This window comes from Rhodanobacter sp. GW835-FHT13D09 (genome assembly GCF_058793995.1).
This window is the reverse complement of record NZ_JBXAGL010000015.1, coordinates 1-16024: the sequence shown is the minus strand read 5'-3', so window position 1 is coordinate 16024 and position 16024 is coordinate 1. Positions and strand designations below refer to the sequence as shown.

General features: G+C 68.3%; 17 protein-coding genes and 1 pseudogene. 5 read left to right on the top strand and 13 right to left on the bottom strand.

What is annotated here, in order from left to right:
* Positions 1 to 23: 23 nt before the first annotated feature.
* From AC1Q5A_RS16060 to AC1Q5A_RS16005, 12 genes are all read right to left on the bottom strand, one after another.
* On the bottom strand, positions 24 to 722 hold the full coding sequence (locus tag AC1Q5A_RS16060) for a class I SAM-dependent methyltransferase (protein WP_492702388.1): 699 nt from the start codon (positions 720 to 722) through the stop codon (positions 24 to 26).
* Positions 722 to 1954 carry an amidohydrolase family protein gene (locus AC1Q5A_RS16055; protein WP_492702386.1) on the bottom strand — a complete coding sequence of 411 codons (1233 nt, stop codon included), beginning with the start codon at positions 1952 to 1954 and terminating at the stop codon, positions 722 to 724. The genes AC1Q5A_RS16060 and AC1Q5A_RS16055 overlap by 1 nt, the downstream gene beginning before the upstream one ends.
* Before the next feature lie 3 nt (positions 1955 to 1957).
* The gene (locus AC1Q5A_RS16050; RefSeq protein ID WP_492702384.1) at positions 1958 to 2800 is read right to left on the bottom strand and encodes a class I SAM-dependent methyltransferase; all 843 of its coding nucleotides are present in this window, start codon (positions 2798 to 2800) and stop codon (positions 1958 to 1960) included.
* Positions 2801 to 2888: 88 nt separating this feature from the next.
* On the bottom strand, positions 2889 to 3731 hold the full coding sequence (locus tag AC1Q5A_RS16045; protein WP_492702382.1) for a Wzz/FepE/Etk N-terminal domain-containing protein: 843 nt from the start codon (positions 3729 to 3731) through the stop codon (positions 2889 to 2891).
* Positions 3718 to 4896 carry a hypothetical protein gene (locus AC1Q5A_RS16040; RefSeq protein WP_492702380.1) on the bottom strand — a complete coding sequence of 393 codons (1179 nt, stop codon included), beginning with the start codon at positions 4894 to 4896 and terminating at the stop codon, positions 3718 to 3720. The genes AC1Q5A_RS16045 and AC1Q5A_RS16040 overlap by 14 nt, the downstream gene beginning before the upstream one ends.
* Positions 4893 to 5834: a glycosyltransferase family 2 protein gene (locus tag AC1Q5A_RS16035; RefSeq protein ID WP_492702378.1), complete on the bottom strand. Its 942-nt coding sequence runs from the start codon at positions 5832 to 5834 to the stop codon at positions 4893 to 4895. The genes AC1Q5A_RS16040 and AC1Q5A_RS16035 overlap by 4 nt, the downstream gene beginning before the upstream one ends.
* 2 nt (positions 5835 to 5836) lie before the next feature.
* Positions 5837 to 7087 (bottom strand): O-antigen translocase, encoded by a 1251-nt coding sequence (locus AC1Q5A_RS16030; RefSeq protein WP_492702376.1) that lies wholly within the window; start codon positions 7085 to 7087, stop codon positions 5837 to 5839.
* A complete protein-coding gene (locus AC1Q5A_RS16025; RefSeq protein WP_492702450.1) occupies positions 7084 to 8226 on the bottom strand; it encodes a DegT/DnrJ/EryC1/StrS family aminotransferase in 1143 nt (380 codons plus the stop codon). Before AC1Q5A_RS16025 ends, AC1Q5A_RS16030 begins: the two co-directional genes overlap by 4 nt.
* A complete protein-coding gene (locus AC1Q5A_RS16020) occupies positions 8226 to 9158 on the bottom strand; it encodes a GNAT family N-acetyltransferase (RefSeq protein ID WP_492702374.1) in 933 nt (310 codons plus the stop codon). Before AC1Q5A_RS16020 ends, AC1Q5A_RS16025 begins: the two co-directional genes overlap by 1 nt.
* Complete coding sequence (locus AC1Q5A_RS16015; RefSeq protein ID WP_492702372.1) at positions 9145 to 10104, bottom strand: hypothetical protein; 960 nt, start codon at positions 10102 to 10104, stop codon at positions 9145 to 9147. The genes AC1Q5A_RS16020 and AC1Q5A_RS16015 overlap by 14 nt, the downstream gene beginning before the upstream one ends.
* A gap of 7 nt (positions 10105 to 10111) precedes the next feature.
* On the bottom strand, positions 10112 to 10777 hold the full coding sequence (locus tag AC1Q5A_RS16010) for an acetyltransferase (protein WP_492702370.1): 666 nt from the start codon (positions 10775 to 10777) through the stop codon (positions 10112 to 10114).
* Complete coding sequence (locus AC1Q5A_RS16005) at positions 10762 to 11199, bottom strand: sugar 3,4-ketoisomerase (protein WP_492702368.1); 438 nt, start codon at positions 11197 to 11199, stop codon at positions 10762 to 10764. The genes AC1Q5A_RS16010 and AC1Q5A_RS16005 overlap by 16 nt, the downstream gene beginning before the upstream one ends.
* 365 nt (positions 11200 to 11564) lie before the next feature.
* Here AC1Q5A_RS16005 and AC1Q5A_RS16000 point away from each other — a divergent pair, with 365 nt between their 5' ends.
* Genes AC1Q5A_RS16000 through AC1Q5A_RS15985 form a run of 4 tightly spaced genes read left to right on the top strand, consistent with a single transcriptional unit; the run spans position 11565 to position 14906 of the window.
* Positions 11565 to 12326 (top strand): TorF family putative porin, encoded by a 762-nt coding sequence (locus AC1Q5A_RS16000; protein ID WP_492702366.1) that lies wholly within the window; start codon positions 11565 to 11567, stop codon positions 12324 to 12326.
* 47 nt (positions 12327 to 12373) lie between these two features.
* Complete coding sequence (locus AC1Q5A_RS15995) at positions 12374 to 12970, top strand: RNA polymerase sigma factor (RefSeq protein WP_492702364.1); 597 nt, start codon at positions 12374 to 12376, stop codon at positions 12968 to 12970.
* The gene (locus AC1Q5A_RS15990; protein ID WP_492702362.1) at positions 12955 to 13587 is read left to right on the top strand and encodes a zf-HC2 domain-containing protein; all 633 of its coding nucleotides are present in this window, start codon (positions 12955 to 12957) and stop codon (positions 13585 to 13587) included. The genes AC1Q5A_RS15995 and AC1Q5A_RS15990 overlap by 16 nt, the downstream gene beginning before the upstream one ends.
* Entirely contained in the window at positions 13584 to 14906 is a 1323-nt protein-coding gene (locus AC1Q5A_RS15985; RefSeq protein WP_492702360.1) for a S8 family serine peptidase, read from the top strand. The genes AC1Q5A_RS15990 and AC1Q5A_RS15985 overlap by 4 nt, the downstream gene beginning before the upstream one ends.
* 96 nt (positions 14907 to 15002) lie before the next feature.
* Here AC1Q5A_RS15985 and AC1Q5A_RS15980 read toward each other — a convergent pair.
* Positions 15003 to 15266 (bottom strand): annotated as a pseudogene (locus AC1Q5A_RS15980) (efflux RND transporter permease subunit); the annotation flags it as partial.
* A 76-nt stretch (positions 15267 to 15342) separates the two neighbouring features.
* Here AC1Q5A_RS15980 and AC1Q5A_RS15975 point away from each other — a divergent pair.
* Positions 15343 to 15510: a hypothetical protein gene (locus tag AC1Q5A_RS15975; protein WP_492702448.1), complete on the top strand. Its 168-nt coding sequence runs from the start codon at positions 15343 to 15345 to the stop codon at positions 15508 to 15510.
* The last annotated feature ends 514 nt before the right edge of the window (positions 15511 to 16024 follow it).

The following is a 16024-nucleotide window of genomic DNA, read 5'->3' as shown; positions in this document are numbered from 1 at the left end:
GGAAGGCCTGCGGATAAACAGCGTCAGGGTGCCCGCCGCAGCTGGAACACCAGCGCGACGGGAACCTCCAGCGCCATGCGGTCGAAGTGCGCACCGGCGGGGACGTCGGCCGGGTCGAGCATGGGTTCCAACACCCGCTCGATCTGCAGCCCGAGCGCGGCGCAGGCGCGATGCCAGTGGCTGTAGAGATGCAGCGTATGCCGCACGGCGTAGCGGCGGCCGTCGGATTTGAAGTCGCGCCGCCAGCCGAGCGCGGTTCCGATCGGATGCACGTCGCTGCACAGCAGCGTACCGCCGGGCCGGGTGACCCGGCGCAGCTCAGCCAGCGACCGTCCGAGGTTGCCGAGGTGTCCGATGACCAGACCGCATACGGTCAGGTCCGCCTGCGCATCCGGCAGCGGCAGCGCTGCCAGGCTGCCCTGCACCAGCGCGACCGGCGTGTCGGCATGCAGCGTGGCCAGTTCCGTGCCGGCGCGTTCGAGCATCTGCGGCGAAAGGTCCACGCCGGTCACGCGCGCCGCGCCGCGGCGCAGCGCATGCAGCATGTAGCGACCGCTGCCGCAGCCGATGTCGAGCACCGCCTGTCCGCGCAATGCGGCCGGCATCAGCCCGAGCATCGCGCGCTCCTCGGCCTGCATCACCGGGTTGTGCGCATGCGCCGGATAGCCGGGCGCCCACAACGCGTAGGCCGCGCGCGGCTCGAGGATCTGCGGGCGGGTCATCAGTAGCACCTGGCTTCGATAGTGGTATTGCATGTGGGGCCGTTGCGCCCGGTGACCCGTTCGAGCCCGGGTTCGAGTGCGAGCAGCGCCGGCGCGGCCAGCGGCGCGGCCAGCAGTTTCGGCTTGCCGTCCAGCGTCACCGGCACGGCTTCCACGCCGGTGGCGGCGAACCATTCGGCGAAATCCGGATCGGCGATGCGCGGCACGCCATCGCGCACCACGGCGCGGATGTCGCTGCGGCGGAGGCCGGTCAGGCTGCCTGCCGCGTCGCCGCCGCGGTCCTCGACGATCACCAGGTCTGCCCGTGCGCCCGGCGCGAGGCTGCCGCGCGAAGGCAGGCGCAGGATGCGCGCGGCAGCAGCGGTGGCCAGTTCCAGTACCTCCGTGGGGCCGAGTTCGCCGCGGGCGACCACTCCGCGCATCTCGTCGAGCAGATCGCGCGCACCGCTAAGCCGCGAGTCGCTGCCCAGCGCCAACCGTCCGGCCGCGCACAGCCGCCGCGGATCGAGCGAGCGCCCGAGCAGGGCGTGGTTGCTGGTCGGGCACCAGACCACTGCCGCGTCGCTGGCAATTACGCGGTCGATGTCGCGCTCGCGCAGACCCACACCGTGAACCAGCACGCTGTTTGCCGCCAGGCAGCCCAGCCGCTGCAGCTGCTCCAGTTCGGCCTGCGCCGTCGCGTCGGTGCCTTCGGCCAGGTGGATCAGCCACGGGCGATCGGCGGGCGTGGCGGCAAAGCTTTGCTGCGCCGGTGGACCGTAGTCGGGCCAGCCCAGCGCGTAGCTCCAGCCGTAATCGCGCAGCAGGGCCACCGGGAAATCCGTGGCGTCGAGCGCCGAATGCCAGGGATCGTGATGCGCCACGCAGGTGACGCCGGCGAGCAAATTCTTCAGCGCCCCGTGGCGCAACCGCAGCGCCTTCGGCCGCTGCAGCGCGGCGGCGACGGCGGGTTCCGCGAAATGGGCCTGGAACGCCGCAATCCAGGCGTAGCTGTTGGGGAAAGGCGCACCAGTGCGCAACGGCGGCACGGCGTTGACGTGCAGATGCTCGTGCGCATTGACCAGGCCGGGGAAGATCAGGTGGTCGCGCAGGTCGACCCGCCAGGCCCGCGCGGCCAGCGAGGAGCCGATCCGCCCGGCCCGGATCGGCAACGGCGCGCGCGAGGCTCCTTCCGGCGTGACCGACACCGCGCGGCACAGACTGACATCCAGTGCTGCCTGCAGGACGTCCATGGCTCAGCGCCGCCGCATCACGATCAGGAAGTGGTCGCCCATGTCGCGCAGCCACGGCAGCGCGCCGAAGCGGTCGTCGAGCCCACCCAGGCGCTCGCACCAGCGGCGGTGGCGACGGTAGTAACCCACCAGGTAGGGCGGCGGCATGAACAGGCTCAGCGCGCGGTAGCCGGTCAGCGAGAAGTGCTCGGCGAAGGCGCGGTAGAACTCGCGCGGCAGGTAGTAGCGGGTCCAGATCGTACGGCGGTTCATGCCCACCGCGGTGACGCCGCGCGCCGCGCGCACGCTGGCACGCCTGAAGCGGCCGCGCAGCGCGTAGTGCCCCAGTTCCCATGGACAGATCCGGCCCATCACCGAAAACACCAGGCTGCCGCCCGGGCGCAGCAGGCGCGCGCATTCGGCTGCCACGCTGCCGAGGTCCGATACGCAGTTCAGCGGCCCGAAGTTCGAGTAGATGCCGTCGAACGCACCGTCGAGCTGTTCCAGCTGCTGGATGCCGAGATGGATGGTGGTGACGCAGGACTGCAGATCCTCGGCTACGGCGCGTGCCCGGGTGCGCGCGACCATCCGCGGCGACCAGTCGCTGGCGACAACCTGATGGCCGCACCGGGCGAATTCGAGGGCGTCGATGCCGGTGCCGCAGCCCAGGTCGAGCAGGCGCGAGGCGGCCGGGAACTCGCTCTGCACGGTGTCCCACAGGGCCAGCCGCATGCGCTGGATCAGCTCGTTGTTGCCGCGCGGGCCGTCGTAGTCGGCGGCGACGCTGTCGAAGGCGCGCTGCGTGTCGAGCAGCTGCGCTTCGTCCAGCGACATGCCGGCGCCTTCGAGTTCGTGCTGCCCGTTCATGCCCATCCGTGTTCCGCCGCCCCGATGGCCTTTCCGGTGAGTGCCGGCATGGGCGGCTTTGGTTGAATGCCCGGCCGGCGAATGCGGACTAGCCCCGCGCAGGCCGCCGCGCGACGTTCCTGGCCAGGGCCGCGGACGAGCCCAGGAAAATTCCCAGCAACAGGCCGATGCCATAGGTCAGTTCGGGATTCGGAAAAGCCTGTTTTTCGGGGACATAGGCCGGCCACACCATCGACGTGCCGTAGGTATAGGCGGGACCGAGGCGCTCGGCGAGATCGTTCCGCACCTGCTGCAGGCCGCGGACCTCCTCGTTCTTGTTGGCCAGCAGCAGGCTGGCCAGCACCGGGTTCGCCACGTCCTTGCCGTTCGCCTCGTGCTTGTTCCCCGGCTCGACCGCCTGCTGATAGCGGGCGCGGTCCGTCTCGGTGGCCCGCAGGTCGGATTCGATCTGGGCCAGCCGCGCGTGCGCCGACTTCAACGGCGCCTCTTCCAGGCCCTGGTGGACCGCGCTCAATCGCGCGACCGTCGCCCCGGCGAGCTCGCTGGCCTGCTGCCGGGAATAGGCCCGCACGGTCAGCTTGACCAGCGAGCCCGCATAGAGCATCGGCTCCAGTTTCAAGCTCTTGCGGTAAAGCCGGGCCTCCGGCGAGGTCTTCGCATAGCCGGCGCTTGCCAGGACCTCGTTCTCGAACGGCACCAGCTGCAGCCGCTCGGTGACCCGTTGCAGCGGCTCGACCTTCGGGTCCTGTCCCGCGGGCACCTGCCCGACCTGCCCGATCTGGATCCACGCGGTCGCCTGCCACTGGCGCTGCACCAGATGTGCGAAGGCATAGGTGCAGGCCAGGGTCAGCACCAGCACAAGCGCAAACCACATCCACTCGCGGGTGAAGATCCGCCACAGGTCGACCAGATAGATTTCATCGCGTTCCATGGTTCGGTACTCGCTGGAGGGAGGGTGGGGACGAGGCTGGCGCGGCGACCGGCGTCTTCCGGTTCGGCAGCCAGCTGGCCACGACCGGCAGAAACAGGCAGATGCCGATGAAGCCGAAATTGGTCCAGGTGAAGGCCTGCGGCGCAAACGGCGACATCACGCCGACGTAGGCCATGCGCAGGAACATCAGCAGGGAAAACAGCGGCACCGCCGGGCGCAGGCGTTGCACGCTCCACAGCAGCATCGCGTACAGCGCGAGCACCGCCAGCGCGGCGCCGACCGGGCCGAACGCCATCAGGAAGGGAAAAAACTCGCTGCCCACGTTGATGTTCGATGCATCCAGCGGAATGCTCGTGCCGGCCGTCACCACCGAGCCGTGCAGCGGCACCAGCTGGTTGATCAGGAAGTCGGGGTTGAGGTAGCCCTTGGCCAGGATCGCGCTGAAGTTGTAGGGCCCGGCGCTGGCGTACAGCAGCAGCCATTTGATGCCCTGCGGGGCGGCGTGGTACGTCGCGCTGAAAGGCAGCGTGATGTACTCCAGCGGCCCCGAACGCAGGATGCCGAGGATAGAGAAGATGCTGCCGCCGGCGAGCGCCAGGCAAAGCAGGGTCTTCCACGGCAGCGGCCTGGCCCCGTCCCGGCGCAGTACCAGCACCAGCGCGAACGAGAAGAAAGTGGCGAACAGCCGGTTGCGGTCGATCACCAGCACCGGGAACACGAAGCCGATCGCGACGAGCAGGCCGCGCAGCCGCCGGCTCCTGGCGCACAACAGCCCGATCGGCGGCAGCACCCAGCACATGTCCGACACGTGCCGGATGTGCGCGCGGCCGCCTTCCATCACGGCATAGGCCGACGGCTTGTCGAACAGCGGGATCGGGAACAGCGCGAGGTCGAACACGCAGAACAGCACGATCAGCCAGGCCAGCGCCAGTGCGAGGAACGCCTCGCGGGTGCCGGCGTAGCGGCGCGCGCGGAACTGCGCGAACTCCGGCAGCCGCACCCCCGCCTGCACATCGAACAGGATGATTGCCGCCGCGAGCACGACCAGCAGCAACAGGCCCTGCAGGTAGTCGGCGGAAAGATCGTAGGTGAGCCAGGTCAGCCCGCAGGCGAGCAGGATCGGCAGGCCGAGCCAGGTGGAAGGAAGCCGCAGCAGCCGTTTCATGTCCCCTCCGCGCCGCGGGCCGCCGGCGGCAGCCGGGTCTTCGCGGCCACGACCAGCGACAGATAGGCCGTCATGTGCGCCAGCAGCGGCCCCGGCCTTCTTTCCAGGAACGAGATCTTGGCGCCGATGTAATGCGATTGCGCCCGCAGCAGGGTGCGGTACGGCTCGTCGAACAGGCCGGCCCGGCGCAGCGCGATGTGCCGCGACTCGGCGAGGTTGCCCAGGCGGGTCTCGAGGCGCCGCGTACGGCTCAGGTTCCCGCCGTGCATGCGGTACGCGCAGACGCTGACGTCGACGAAACCGAGCGCGTCGCGCGCGGCCAGGCGCAGGAACAGGTCCCAGTCCTCGATGCGCAGCCCTTCGCTCCAACGGTCGACGGTGTCGAGCGCGCGCTTGCGGATCAGCGCGACCGGGCCGCCGATGGCCCATTGCCGGATCACCGCGCGGCGGATGCCGTCGTCGGAGCGGTACAGGCTCTTGTCGGCGCCGTGCAGGTCGCACATGCCGCTGTCGTGCAGCTTCCTGCCGTCCTGGTCGACCACCATCGAATCGCCGATCACCGCGCCCTTGTCCGGGTGCTCCTGCAGGTAGCGGACCTGGGCGTCGAGGCCGCCGGGCAGCAGGTAGTCGTCGCTGGCGCCCGGCCGCAGGAACTCGCCGTTCGCGCGCGCCGCCAGCTCGTTGAGGGTCGCGGCGATGCCGCGGTTCTCCCGTTGCACGTACTCGATGGGAATGTCCATGCAGTGCGTCGCCACCCAGTCGGCGATCCGCGCGCCGGTGCGGTCGGTCGAGCCGTCGTCGATGACGATCAGCTCCTTGGCCGGGTACGGGTCTTCCAGCACGCTGTCCAGGCAGCGCCGCACGAAACGCTCGTGGTTGAACGCCGGGATCAGCACCGAGACCAGCGGCAGCGCGCCTTTGGATACGTCGGACGCCATCGTCACAGCCCTCCCAGGTAGCGCCGCACGACCAGCACGTTGAACGCGAGGTAGGCGAGGTAGTTGGCCGCGAAGGCGTACATCGCGCCGACCAGGCCGAAGTGCGCGGTGAACACGTAGACCAGCGCCAGGTAGCTGGCCGCGAACACGCACTCGGAAACCACGAACAGCCGCGTCATGGCCTTGGCCAGCATCACGTAGGAAAGAATGAAGGAGGCGATCTTGATGACGTCGCCGGCCAGCTGCGGCCCGTACAACGCATTGGCCGGCGCGAAGTCCGCGCTGAACAGCAGGCGCGTCACCCAGTCGCGCAGCAGGTACACCGACGCCGCCAGCACGACCACCGCGGGCAAAATGTAGCGGTACGCATGGCGCAGTTCGAGCACCAGCGCGTCGCGCCCGCGGATCGACGCCAGCTTGGGCAGGTAGTAGATGTTGATGGCCGCGGTGAGGAACAGCAGGTAGGCATCCGACACCTTGCTCACCGCCTGCCAGTAGCCGACCTGCTGCCAGCCGAGCCGCAGCGCGAGGTGGTCGCGCACCGCGATGTTCACCAGCGGCGAGACCAGCGCGGCGGTGAGCGTCATCACCGAAAACGCCGCCAGCCGCAGGGTCATCTCGCGGTCGAAGCGCAGCCGCAGCATGCTGCGCCGGAAGTACGGGCTACGCCACCACGCCGGCAGGCCGACGACGAGCCACAGCAGCTGGCTCACGATCAGCGCCAGCAGCGCGCCGTACAGGTGCAGCCAGCGCGCCAGCCAGATCACCATCACGATGCTCAGCAGCGAGCCCAGCACCTGGATCAGCGCCAGCCGGCGCACGTCCATGAAGCCGTTGATCACGGCCAGGATGTAGTTGACCAGCGCGATGCCGAGCTGGGCCACGGCGAGCACGCGGATCAGGCCCGCGTAGGCGGGATCGTCCAGCAGCCACAACGCCAGCTGCCGACTGAACAGCAGCGCCAGGCAACCCATCAGGACGGAGGCGCACAGCGCATACCACAGCGCGGCGGCCAGCAGGCGCGCCAACCGCTGCGGATCCTCGCGGTACTCGGCGACGTACTTCACGATGCCGGCGCTGATGCCGCCGCCGGCCAGCACGGCCAGCAGCGACATCAGGCTCATGAACTGGCCCAGCTTGCCCACGCCCTCGGGCCCGGCGAACCACGCCACCAGCTTGATCACCACCAGCGCCGCCAGCAGCCGCGCTGCGGTGGCGAGGGCGGAATAGAAGCCGGCGCGCACGATGTTCATGCGGGACACTCGAACGCCTGGCAGGCCCGGATGACCCGCTCCACCGCTTCCTCGTCCAGCGTAGGACTCATCGGCAGGCTCAGCACTTCCTCGTGCAGGCGCTCGGTCAGCGGCAGCCGCCGATCGTGCAGGTCCGGGTAGGCCGGCTGCCGGTGCGGCGGCACCGGGTAATGCACCTGGCTGTGGATGCCGTGCGCCAGCAGGTGCCGCTGCAGTGCGTCGCGATGGGAACAGCGCACCACGAACAGGTGCCAGGCGTGCTGTTCCTCGTGCGCCGCCTGCGGCAGCCGGATCTGTGGATGGCGGATGCCGTCGCGATAGCGGCGCGCCACGCGGCGGCGCCGGGCGACGTCCTCGTCGAGATGGCGCAGCTTCACCCGCAGCATCGCCGCCTGGATCTCGTCGAGCCGCGAATTGACGCCCTGGAAAAGATGGCGGTACTTCACCGCGGAACCGTAGTTGCGCAGTGCCGCGACCTGCTGCGCCAGCTGCGCGTCGGCGGTCACCACCGCGCCGCCGTCGCCCAGCGCGCCCAGGTTCTTGACGGGGAAGAAGCTGAAGGCCGCCGCGTCGCCGAACGCGCCGGCCTTGCGGCCGTCGCACATCGCGCCGTGCGCCTGCGCGGCATCCTCGATCAGCAGCAGCCGGTGCCGCCGGGCCAGCGCCGCCAGCGCCGGCATGTCGGCCAGCTGGCCGTACAGGTGCACCGCCATGATCGCGCGCGTGCGCGGCCCGATCGCCGCCGCCACGCAGGCCGGGTCGAGGTTGAAGCTCGACGGATCGGGCTCCACCGGCACCGGCACCAGCCGGTTTTCGCTGATGGCGAGGAAACTGGCGATGAAGGTGTTGCCGGGCACGATCACCTCGTCGCCCTCGCCGAGCGCGCCGAGCTGCTTGTAGCCGCGCAGGATCAGCGACAGCGCATCCAGCCCGTTGCCCACGCCCACGGCGTGGGGCACGCCGCAATAGGCGGCGAACTCGCGCTCGAAGGCCGCCAGTTCCTCGCCCATGATGTACCGGCCCGAGTCGATCACCCGCGCGGCGGCCGCCTTCAGCTCGTCGGCATGGCGCGCGTTGATCGCCCTGACGTCGAGGAACGGGACGTCCCTCCGGGTGGTCTCCGTCGACGCGTGCTCCATCACAGCAGCCACTCGTAGAAATCGTGCACCACGGCGCGGGCGCCGAAGTATTCCTTCTGGGTGACCAGGCCGCCGTTGAGCACGCGCCCTTCCTGCTCGGTCGAGATGCCGAAGCTGAAATACGTGCGCTGCGCATACACTCCGCCGATCAGCTCCGCCAGCAGGAAGCTCAGCGCGCCCAGCCGCCGCCCTTCCTCCGAGACGGCCATGTACTGGGTATGCACGACCCGGCCGAAATCGTAGGCGAGCACGCCCGCCAGCAGGACGCCTTCGCGGCGCGCCTCGTGCAGCACGATGTGCTGCGGGAAGCGCGACTGCAGCAGGCGCAGCTCGGCCAGGCTGTGGGTCGGCAGGGTGTCGTGCTTGTGCAGCACCTCCGTCAGCAGGGCGTGGAAATCCGCCGGATCGGCGCCGGCCTGCAGCTGGATGCCGGCTTTCCTGGCCTTGTTGACGGCGCGCTGGCGGCCCTGCGTGAAGTGGAATGCCTCGCGCAGCGCGATCACCGAGGAGAGGTCGCGGCGCTGCAACCGCGCGCCCAGCCGATGCAGGGCATACAGATCCTCCTCGGCGGGATAGGCGTGGAATACGTGCGGCACCGCCTTGTAGATCACCCGCTCCACGCCCAGCGCGCGGTAGTGGGCGCCGATCTGCCCGAACACGGCCAGCGTCGATTCGGCGCGCAACGCATCCGTGGTGAGCAGCCCGGCGTAGGTGAGGCCGCCGTGGCTGGTCACCACGCTGCCCTGGATGCTCGCGGGGAACACCGCCACGGCTTCGCCGTGCCGCTCGACGACCAGCGACCGGTCGACGAAGCGATCGGCGTGGTAGTCCATGTAGCCGCGCCGGTGCAGCAGGTTGCCGTTGCGGGAGCGCCCGACCAGCGCGTCCCACGCGTGCACGTCGGCGGGGTCGTAGGGCCTAATGCTGCACATCGGCATCACCTTCGCCGGCGTCGGCGTCGGCCTCTGCCTCGGCCACGCCGAAGCCGGCCACGCCCATGTCGTTGCCGTTGTAGAACATCAGCAGCTTGTCGCGCGCGCGGATCAGCGCGGGATAGCACAAGGTGCGCGAATCCCAGCCGTCGGCGGACAGCGCGATGCCCAGCGTCTCGTCGCGGCGCTCCCAGGCGATGCCGTCGTCGCTCAGGGCGACACCGGGAAAATACTCGCCGGCGCGATTGCCCCACGTGAAGTACATGAGGTAGCGGCCGCCGTAGCGGTACACGCGCGGCCGGCCGATGCGGTACTCGCTGCCTTGCGGCCGCAGGCAGACATGGTCCGCGCGCGGCATCGCGGCGAGGTCGGCCGTCTGCGCACAGCGGATGTGGTAGCGCGGGAACGGCTGGCCGCCGATGGTTTCCCAGTCGTCGCCCACGGCGTACCACAGGCGCCAGCGGCCGTTCTCGTACATGGCCGAATGCACCGCGCCGATGGTGCTGCGGCCGGGCGCGCGGTCCAGGATCGGGGTTTCCTGGGTGCGCCGGAAGCTGTTGCCGCCGTCGCCGGAAACGGCCAGGCCGCTGAAGGCCAGGAACTTGGCCTTGGCCACGCGCTGGAAGCCCACGTAGAACATGTGCAGGCCGCCCGGCGCGTCGACGAGATCGCCCAGGATCACGCCGTTGTCGTCGAAGCAGCCGGCCCGGCCGATGTCGAGTACCGGCTCGGCGCTGACCCGCACCACCGCCGCTGGGTCGTCCGCCCGCACGTCGACGTAGCCGATCCGGCTGACGCCGTCGGCGTCGCGAAACCCCGCATAGACGCGGATGAGTTCGTCGTCGAGGCGGTACGGCGTCGGCGTGAGCGCCGAATGGCGCATCCAGCCGCCCACGCCCTGCCGCGCGGTGTCGAAGACCAGCCCTTGCTTGGTCCATGCGAACATGCGCTCGTCAAAGCCTCACGTCGAGGCTGCACCGGTCGGGCACCGCATGAGCCGGCGAACCGACGTAGACCCGGCCCGGCTCGGTATCGCGGGTGACCAGCGCGCCCGCGCCGATCACGTTGTCGGGGGCGACTTTCACGTGGTCGTTGAAGGTGCTGTTCACGCCGACGAAGCTGTTCTCGCCGATCTCGCAGTAGCCGGAGATGACCGCGTGCGAGGCGACGAACACGTTGTCGTGCACGACCGTGCGATGCCCCACGTGGTTGCCGCTCCACAGTACGCAGTTGTTGCCGATACGCACGAACGGCTGCACCACGTTGCCCTCGAAGATGAAGCTGTTCTCGCCCACCTCGGCGTTGCGCCACACGAAGGCGCGCGAACTGACGTAGGTGGCGAACCGGTAGCCGCGGCGCTTCGCATCGCGGTAGAGGCGCGTGCGCAGGCGGTTGAGCTGGCTGGCCGGCACGGCGACGAAGACGTCGACCTCCACCGGCGGGTAGTGCGTTTCCAGCGTCTCGTACGCCACCACCGGGCGGCCGGCCAGCCGCGGCTGCGCGAGGTAGTCGCGCTCGACGCTGAAGGCGACCACGTCATGCTCGCTGTCGTGTTCGAAATATTCGCAGGCGATCTGGGCGAACTCGCCCGCGCCGATGAGGACTAGAGGCTTTGGCATGCCACCATGCCCTCCTGGTACACGGGGCCGCGAACCTCGCGCAGAAAAGCGGCGTAGTCGGTGATGTAGTCGGCCGGGTCGTACAGGTGGTCGGCCAGCACCATCAGCACGCAGTCTTCGCTGAAGTCGTACAGCTCGCGCCACACCATGCTGCCCAGGTGAAGACCGTACGATGGATCATCGAGCAGAACCTCCACCGGGCCGCCGCCGTCGTCCAGCATGAAGGTGACGGAGCCACGCACTGCCACGGCCAGTTGATTGAGGTGGCGGTGTGCGTGCCGGCCCCGGTGCACGCCACCGTGGGTGGCAAACAGGTAGTACACGCGCCGGATCACGAAGGGCACGTTCAGATCCTGCTCCAGGGCAATGAGCATGCCACGATCGTCGCCATGCTTTTGCAACCGAATGCGTTCGATTTCCATGTACCGGATCCGCTCCTGAGTTCATGGATATGACCCACGACATCTGAGTGTCGTCCGGCTGGCGAAAGGTTGTGCCTCGATCAGGAGAGGCCAGGCACAGGCTTCGTCCTGGACGACGCTCCGACTCGTCTCTGCGGCAACTTGGTTGCGACAGGCACCGACGCCTCGGCGCCATGACTCCATTCACGGCTGATGCGCACCGCCGGGCCATCGGGGATTTCCGGTCTTCCCGGTTGCCAGATGCAACCTTTCGTTACCCCCGCCGAGGTAGTGGTGCCATCTTCGACGACACGGCTACCCAGGATTCGCGCTAGGCTCCGCAAAGCGGGGAACCATCCAGGCGGCTTGGGGGAACCATCCGGCCCATGAATCGATGCGTATTCGGTTTGGTGTCGCTGGCGTTGGGCACGTGCCCTCCGTGGGGATTGCACGCCCAATCGACGGGTTTCCGCGGCACCGTGGCACTCAGCTCCCAACTGGTCGACCGTGGCCAGGCGATTACCGCCGATACGCCGATCTTGCAGGGAGCTGCCTCCTGGACCTCGCCGACTGGCTGGTCGCTGGGCCTGTCGGCAGGCACCGAGTTGCGCACGCCAGGCCATCTCGCCGAAACCTCCGCCCAGGCCTCGCGCTACTGGCCGCTATCGGCTGCCTGGCAGATGCAAGTGGGCCTGCTGTATTACCGTTACTCCAGCTCGACCCATGCGCGCAGCTTCGGCCGAGCCGAGGCGGGCGTTCACTGGATATACCGCGATGTACTGACTTTCGGTCTGTCCGCCGTGCGCGATCTGGGCGAGTGGGATCATCGGTTGCACGGCGCGGCCGATATTGATTTTCACTGGCCGTTGCCTTGGCACTTCTATCTTTCCGCCGGGGCGGGTGTCGCCCAGGCTCCCGCCGTGCCCTATCGCGCTTACGCTGTGCCTGTCCGCGCCTACGAGTACGCGCCCCCCGGCTACGGACGCGAGCCCCCGAGATCCTATCGCTATGGGCACGCGGGCCTGGCATGGGCCATGGGGGACTGGCAGGTGGAACTCGATCGCATCGTGACCGACCCGCGCATTCGCCCTGCACAGGGCGCTCCGATCGCTGCGCCGTGGATCGCGACGGTTTCGTGGACCTTTTGATCCGGAGGCAACCTTTCCGCGCCCGAAGGGCACCAAACTGATGACTCATGAACGAAGCCGATACCAACGCTGATGTCACCGACCGCATGTTGCTCCAGCGCATGGCGACGGGCGACCGTGCCGCGCTGGCGGCGTTGTACCGCAATTACCACAGCCGGCTGTGTCGCTTCCTGTCCCGTCTCACACGACGCAGCGATATCATCGAAGAGGTCGTCAATGATTGTTTCTGGATCACCTGGCAGAAGGCGGGCGAGTTCCGTGGCGACTCGCGCGTTTCCACCTGGATCATGGGCATTGCCTATCGATGCGGCCTCAAGGCCTTGCGACAACACGGCGACGAGCCTGCCGAATACGAAATGCCGGCGGACGAGCGCCTCGTATCCAACGACCCGAACGAAGACCGCGAGTTGCGCGACTGGCTGGGCAAGGGACTTGAGCACCTGTCGGCGGATCAGCGCGTGGTAATCGAGCTGGTCTACGGCGTGGGGCATTCATTGGACGATGTCGCAGCCATCATGCAGTGCCCCCTAGGCACGGTGAAAGCACGGCTGTTCTATGCACGGGTCAAGCTTCGCAACGTGCTGCCCGCCTTGGCCGGGAACCCAGTCTCCTGCAAGGAGGGTGCTTCATGGAGACCACGGTGAACCCCGGCATGGATTGCCCGCACGCCTGGGAACTGATGCCTTGGGTGCTGCAGGACCACGCCTCGGACGAACAAGCTGCCTGGCTCGAGATGCACCTGGCTGGCTGTGCATCGTGCCGAGCCGAGTTTGCGCAGCAGAGCTGCCTGCGGCTTGCGCTGTCGCTGCCGCCGGACTTGTCGCTCGATGCGGAGGTGGGGTTGAAGCGCCTGCTGGACCGGCTCGATGCGTCCGATCCCCAGAAAGCCCCGCGGCAACCCTCGTCGAGAGCGTGGCTGGTGCGGGCGCTGGCTGCCACTGTGCTCGCCCAGGCGGTTGGCCTCGGCGTGCTCGGTGTCAGGCTGGCTTCCGTTGAAAATCCAGCGTACCACACGCTCAGCGAGGCGCCGCCAGCCGCGCCGCCCGGCGCGATCCGCGTGGTGCCCGATGCGACCATGACACTGGCTGACTGGAACGCCTTGCTGTACGCGTTGCACCTGCAGGTGGTGCAAGGTCCCAACAGCGTCGGAGCCTATACGATAGTGCCGACGGATGCCGCGGCGACAACCGGGCAGCTTCTGCCGAAACTCCGCGCCACCCGTGGCATCCGTCTGGCCGAACCCGTCAGCGTCACGCCATGAGCGGCCGGGTGCTCGTCCTCGTCGCGCTGGTCATCGCCATGGGTACACCGGTGCACAAGGCGGTGGCCAATGACGGACGCCACCCTGGCAGCGGAAGCGCGGCCGCAGCCGCGGTATCGATGGACGCCCAACGTGACATCGTGTTGGCGGTCGACAATCTGCTGGAACCGCCATCGACGCGCGCCGGCTCCAGTCTGCTTGGCTACACTCCGCCTGGGCGCTACGGTGCCGGGCAACGGGCGCTATCCGTCATGGACGCGCTGAAACGGCGCTATGGTCTGCGCGAGATCGCCGGCTGGCCGATCAAGCCGCTTGGCCTGTACTGCGGTGTGTTCAAACCTCCGCCCGGCACGACCCGAGACGACCTGCTCAAGATGCTCGCCGCGGACGCGCAGGTGCGGCTCGCGCAGCCCTTGCAGGATTTCTCCGTCTATGCGCAGCAGGAGACGCCCACGCGCCGATACAACGACCCGTACGTGGATCTCCAGCGTGGCTTCGTCGAAACCGGCGCCGAGCGGGCCCATGCATTCAGCCAAGGCAACGGGGTGGACGTCGCGATCGTCGACACCGGCGTGGACGCGCGCCATCCCGAACTGCAGGGACGTATCCACGACGTGCACAACCTGGTGGACGAGGGTAACAGCCCGTTCGACACCGACCCTCACGGCACCGAAGTGGCTGGCATCATCGCCGCCGACGGCAACAACCACCAGGGAATCGTCGGCATCGCCCCCGAGGCCACGCTCAGCGTCTACAAGACCTGCTGGTATCCGCCGATGCCGGACGCCGCCGGTGCACGCTGCAACTCCTTCACGCTTGCCAAGGCACTGGCGGCGATCATCGATACCCGGATCCGCATCGTCAATCTGAGCCTCGGCGGCCCGGCCGACCCCTTGCTGCAAATGCTGCTGACGCGGCTGCTCGAGGAGGGACGCATCGTGGTGGCCGCCATGCCTGCGGATGGAGCGCCCAACGGCTTCCCCGGTGACGTGCCGGGCGTCATCGTCGTGCGTGTGGCCGACGCAGCGGCGGCCCCGCCTGGCGTGCTGAGCGCCCCCGGAATGGACATCCTCACCATCCAGCCCGGCAACGGCTACGACTTCACTACCGGCTCATCCATGGCTGCCGCACACGTGAGCGGCATCATAGCCTTGCTGCTCGCACTCGCTCCGGAACTAGATGCTCGCAGCGTCCATGATCTGTTGCGGGACAGCAGCAGGGTTTCCGATGGCCTGCTGCAAGTGAACGCCGCTGCGGCGGTGGAGCAATTGCGTGGCATGCGGCGAACTGTTCGTACGTCGCACCGCATTGTGCAGTGACAATGCGGGCTGGCGCGCCTGTCCGGTTTTGTATCACTGAACCTGATCGGCCTGATCGATCGCGTCGAAGAGGCGCTTGGCACGCCGGTGCAGACAGCCGTGAAGCGCGACGATCGGCAGTTGTTCAAGCGCGGCCAGCGAATCGCGCGCCGCGCGCGGATGGCGCAGCACGATCGGATAGCGCTCGCGCCCGGCGACGACCTCGCCGATCGGCTCGCCGCCGACCACCGTGGCGACCAGCTGCTGCAGCTGCTGCTGGGTCAGCCCGTAGCGCGCGGCCTCGGCGCGGCGGATGCGCACGTCCACGTAACGCCCCGCGGCGGCGCGCTCGGCAACCGCCGAACCCACGCCCGGCACGGTGGCTTCGTCCACCTGGTGACCGGCGAACTCATCCCTAGACGACACTTGGCATGGCAATCGCGGCCCGGACGGGTGCATCCATCCCAACGAACGTTTCCCAGACATGAAGGCGCTGGTGGCCGACTACGTGCACGCGCGCGGCCTCAAGCTAGGCACCTACAGCTCGCTCAGTCCTAGCACATACGCGAACCATGCCGGTTCCTGGGAGCGCGTGGAACAGGATGCGCGGACCTATGCAGCATGAGGTATCGACTACCTCAAGCACGACCTGTACGGCCTGCGTGACGTGATGAGCGAACGCCGCCGACGCGCAAGCGCGAGCCTTCGGTCGACCTGGCGGCGTGGGCTCCGTCACGCAGCACCTAGCGAGGCGCGATATCAACCGTGCCGATCCAGCCCTCTCGCGGGCGGGTCTGGTGCAAACCATCCCAGGCAGTTGCGGCCGGCACGCTTGGCGTGCGTAGAGCGCCTGCTCGGCCTGGTCCAGCAAGACCGGCTTTTCGCCCTGTCCGCCTTCGTCCCGGGCAGCGGGCGCAGCATCGTCGCCACACCGCACGCGCAGCGTAGCGTGGCTCGACGCTTCACATGCAGATGAGTACCTTCCAGGCGCTAGGGATGCTCTGATCTATTGAGAGCGAGATGGACGTCTATACGTCCGCAACGTAGATCGCAGCATCATGTGAAGAAACGGGATGAATCACCGGGCGTGGAAGGCTTCCACAAGGCATATCCGCCTCTGACCCGATGGATTTCCTGGC

Bases quoted from the DNA above. Each gene is read 5' to 3' on its own strand.
- AC1Q5A_RS16060 (WP_492702388.1), bottom strand. From the start codon at position 722: ATGACCCGCCCGCAGATCCTCGAGCCGCGCGCGGCCTACGCGTTGTGG.
- AC1Q5A_RS16055 (WP_492702386.1), bottom strand. From the start codon at position 1,954: ATGGACGTCCTGCAGGCAGCACTGGATGTCAGTCTGTGCCGCGCGGTG.
- AC1Q5A_RS16050 (WP_492702384.1), bottom strand. From the start codon at position 2,800: ATGAACGGGCAGCACGAACTCGAAGGCGCCGGCATGTCGCTGGACGAA.
- AC1Q5A_RS16045 (WP_492702382.1), bottom strand. From the start codon at position 3,731: ATGGAACGCGATGAAATCTATCTGGTCGACCTGTGGCGGATCTTCACC.
- AC1Q5A_RS16040 (WP_492702380.1), bottom strand. From the start codon at position 4,896: ATGAAACGGCTGCTGCGGCTTCCTTCCACCTGGCTCGGCCTGCCGATC.
- AC1Q5A_RS16035 (WP_492702378.1), bottom strand. From the start codon at position 5,834: ATGGCGTCCGACGTATCCAAAGGCGCGCTGCCGCTGGTCTCGGTGCTG.
- AC1Q5A_RS16030 (WP_492702376.1), bottom strand. From the start codon at position 7,087: ATGAACATCGTGCGCGCCGGCTTCTATTCCGCCCTCGCCACCGCAGCG.
- AC1Q5A_RS16025 (WP_492702450.1), bottom strand. From the start codon at position 8,226: ATGGAGCACGCGTCGACGGAGACCACCCGGAGGGACGTCCCGTTCCTC.
- AC1Q5A_RS16020 (WP_492702374.1), bottom strand. From the start codon at position 9,158: ATGTGCAGCATTAGGCCCTACGACCCCGCCGACGTGCACGCGTGGGAC.
- AC1Q5A_RS16015 (WP_492702372.1), bottom strand. From the start codon at position 10,104: ATGTTCGCATGGACCAAGCAAGGGCTGGTCTTCGACACCGCGCGGCAG.
- AC1Q5A_RS16010 (WP_492702370.1), bottom strand. From the start codon at position 10,777: ATGCCAAAGCCTCTAGTCCTCATCGGCGCGGGCGAGTTCGCCCAGATC.
- AC1Q5A_RS16005 (WP_492702368.1), bottom strand. From the start codon at position 11,199: ATGGAAATCGAACGCATTCGGTTGCAAAAGCATGGCGACGATCGTGGC.
- AC1Q5A_RS16000 (WP_492702366.1), top strand. From the start codon at position 11,565: ATGAATCGATGCGTATTCGGTTTGGTGTCGCTGGCGTTGGGCACGTGC.
- AC1Q5A_RS15995 (WP_492702364.1), top strand. From the start codon at position 12,374: ATGAACGAAGCCGATACCAACGCTGATGTCACCGACCGCATGTTGCTC.
- AC1Q5A_RS15990 (WP_492702362.1), top strand. From the start codon at position 12,955: ATGGAGACCACGGTGAACCCCGGCATGGATTGCCCGCACGCCTGGGAA.
- AC1Q5A_RS15985 (WP_492702360.1), top strand. From the start codon at position 13,584: ATGAGCGGCCGGGTGCTCGTCCTCGTCGCGCTGGTCATCGCCATGGGT.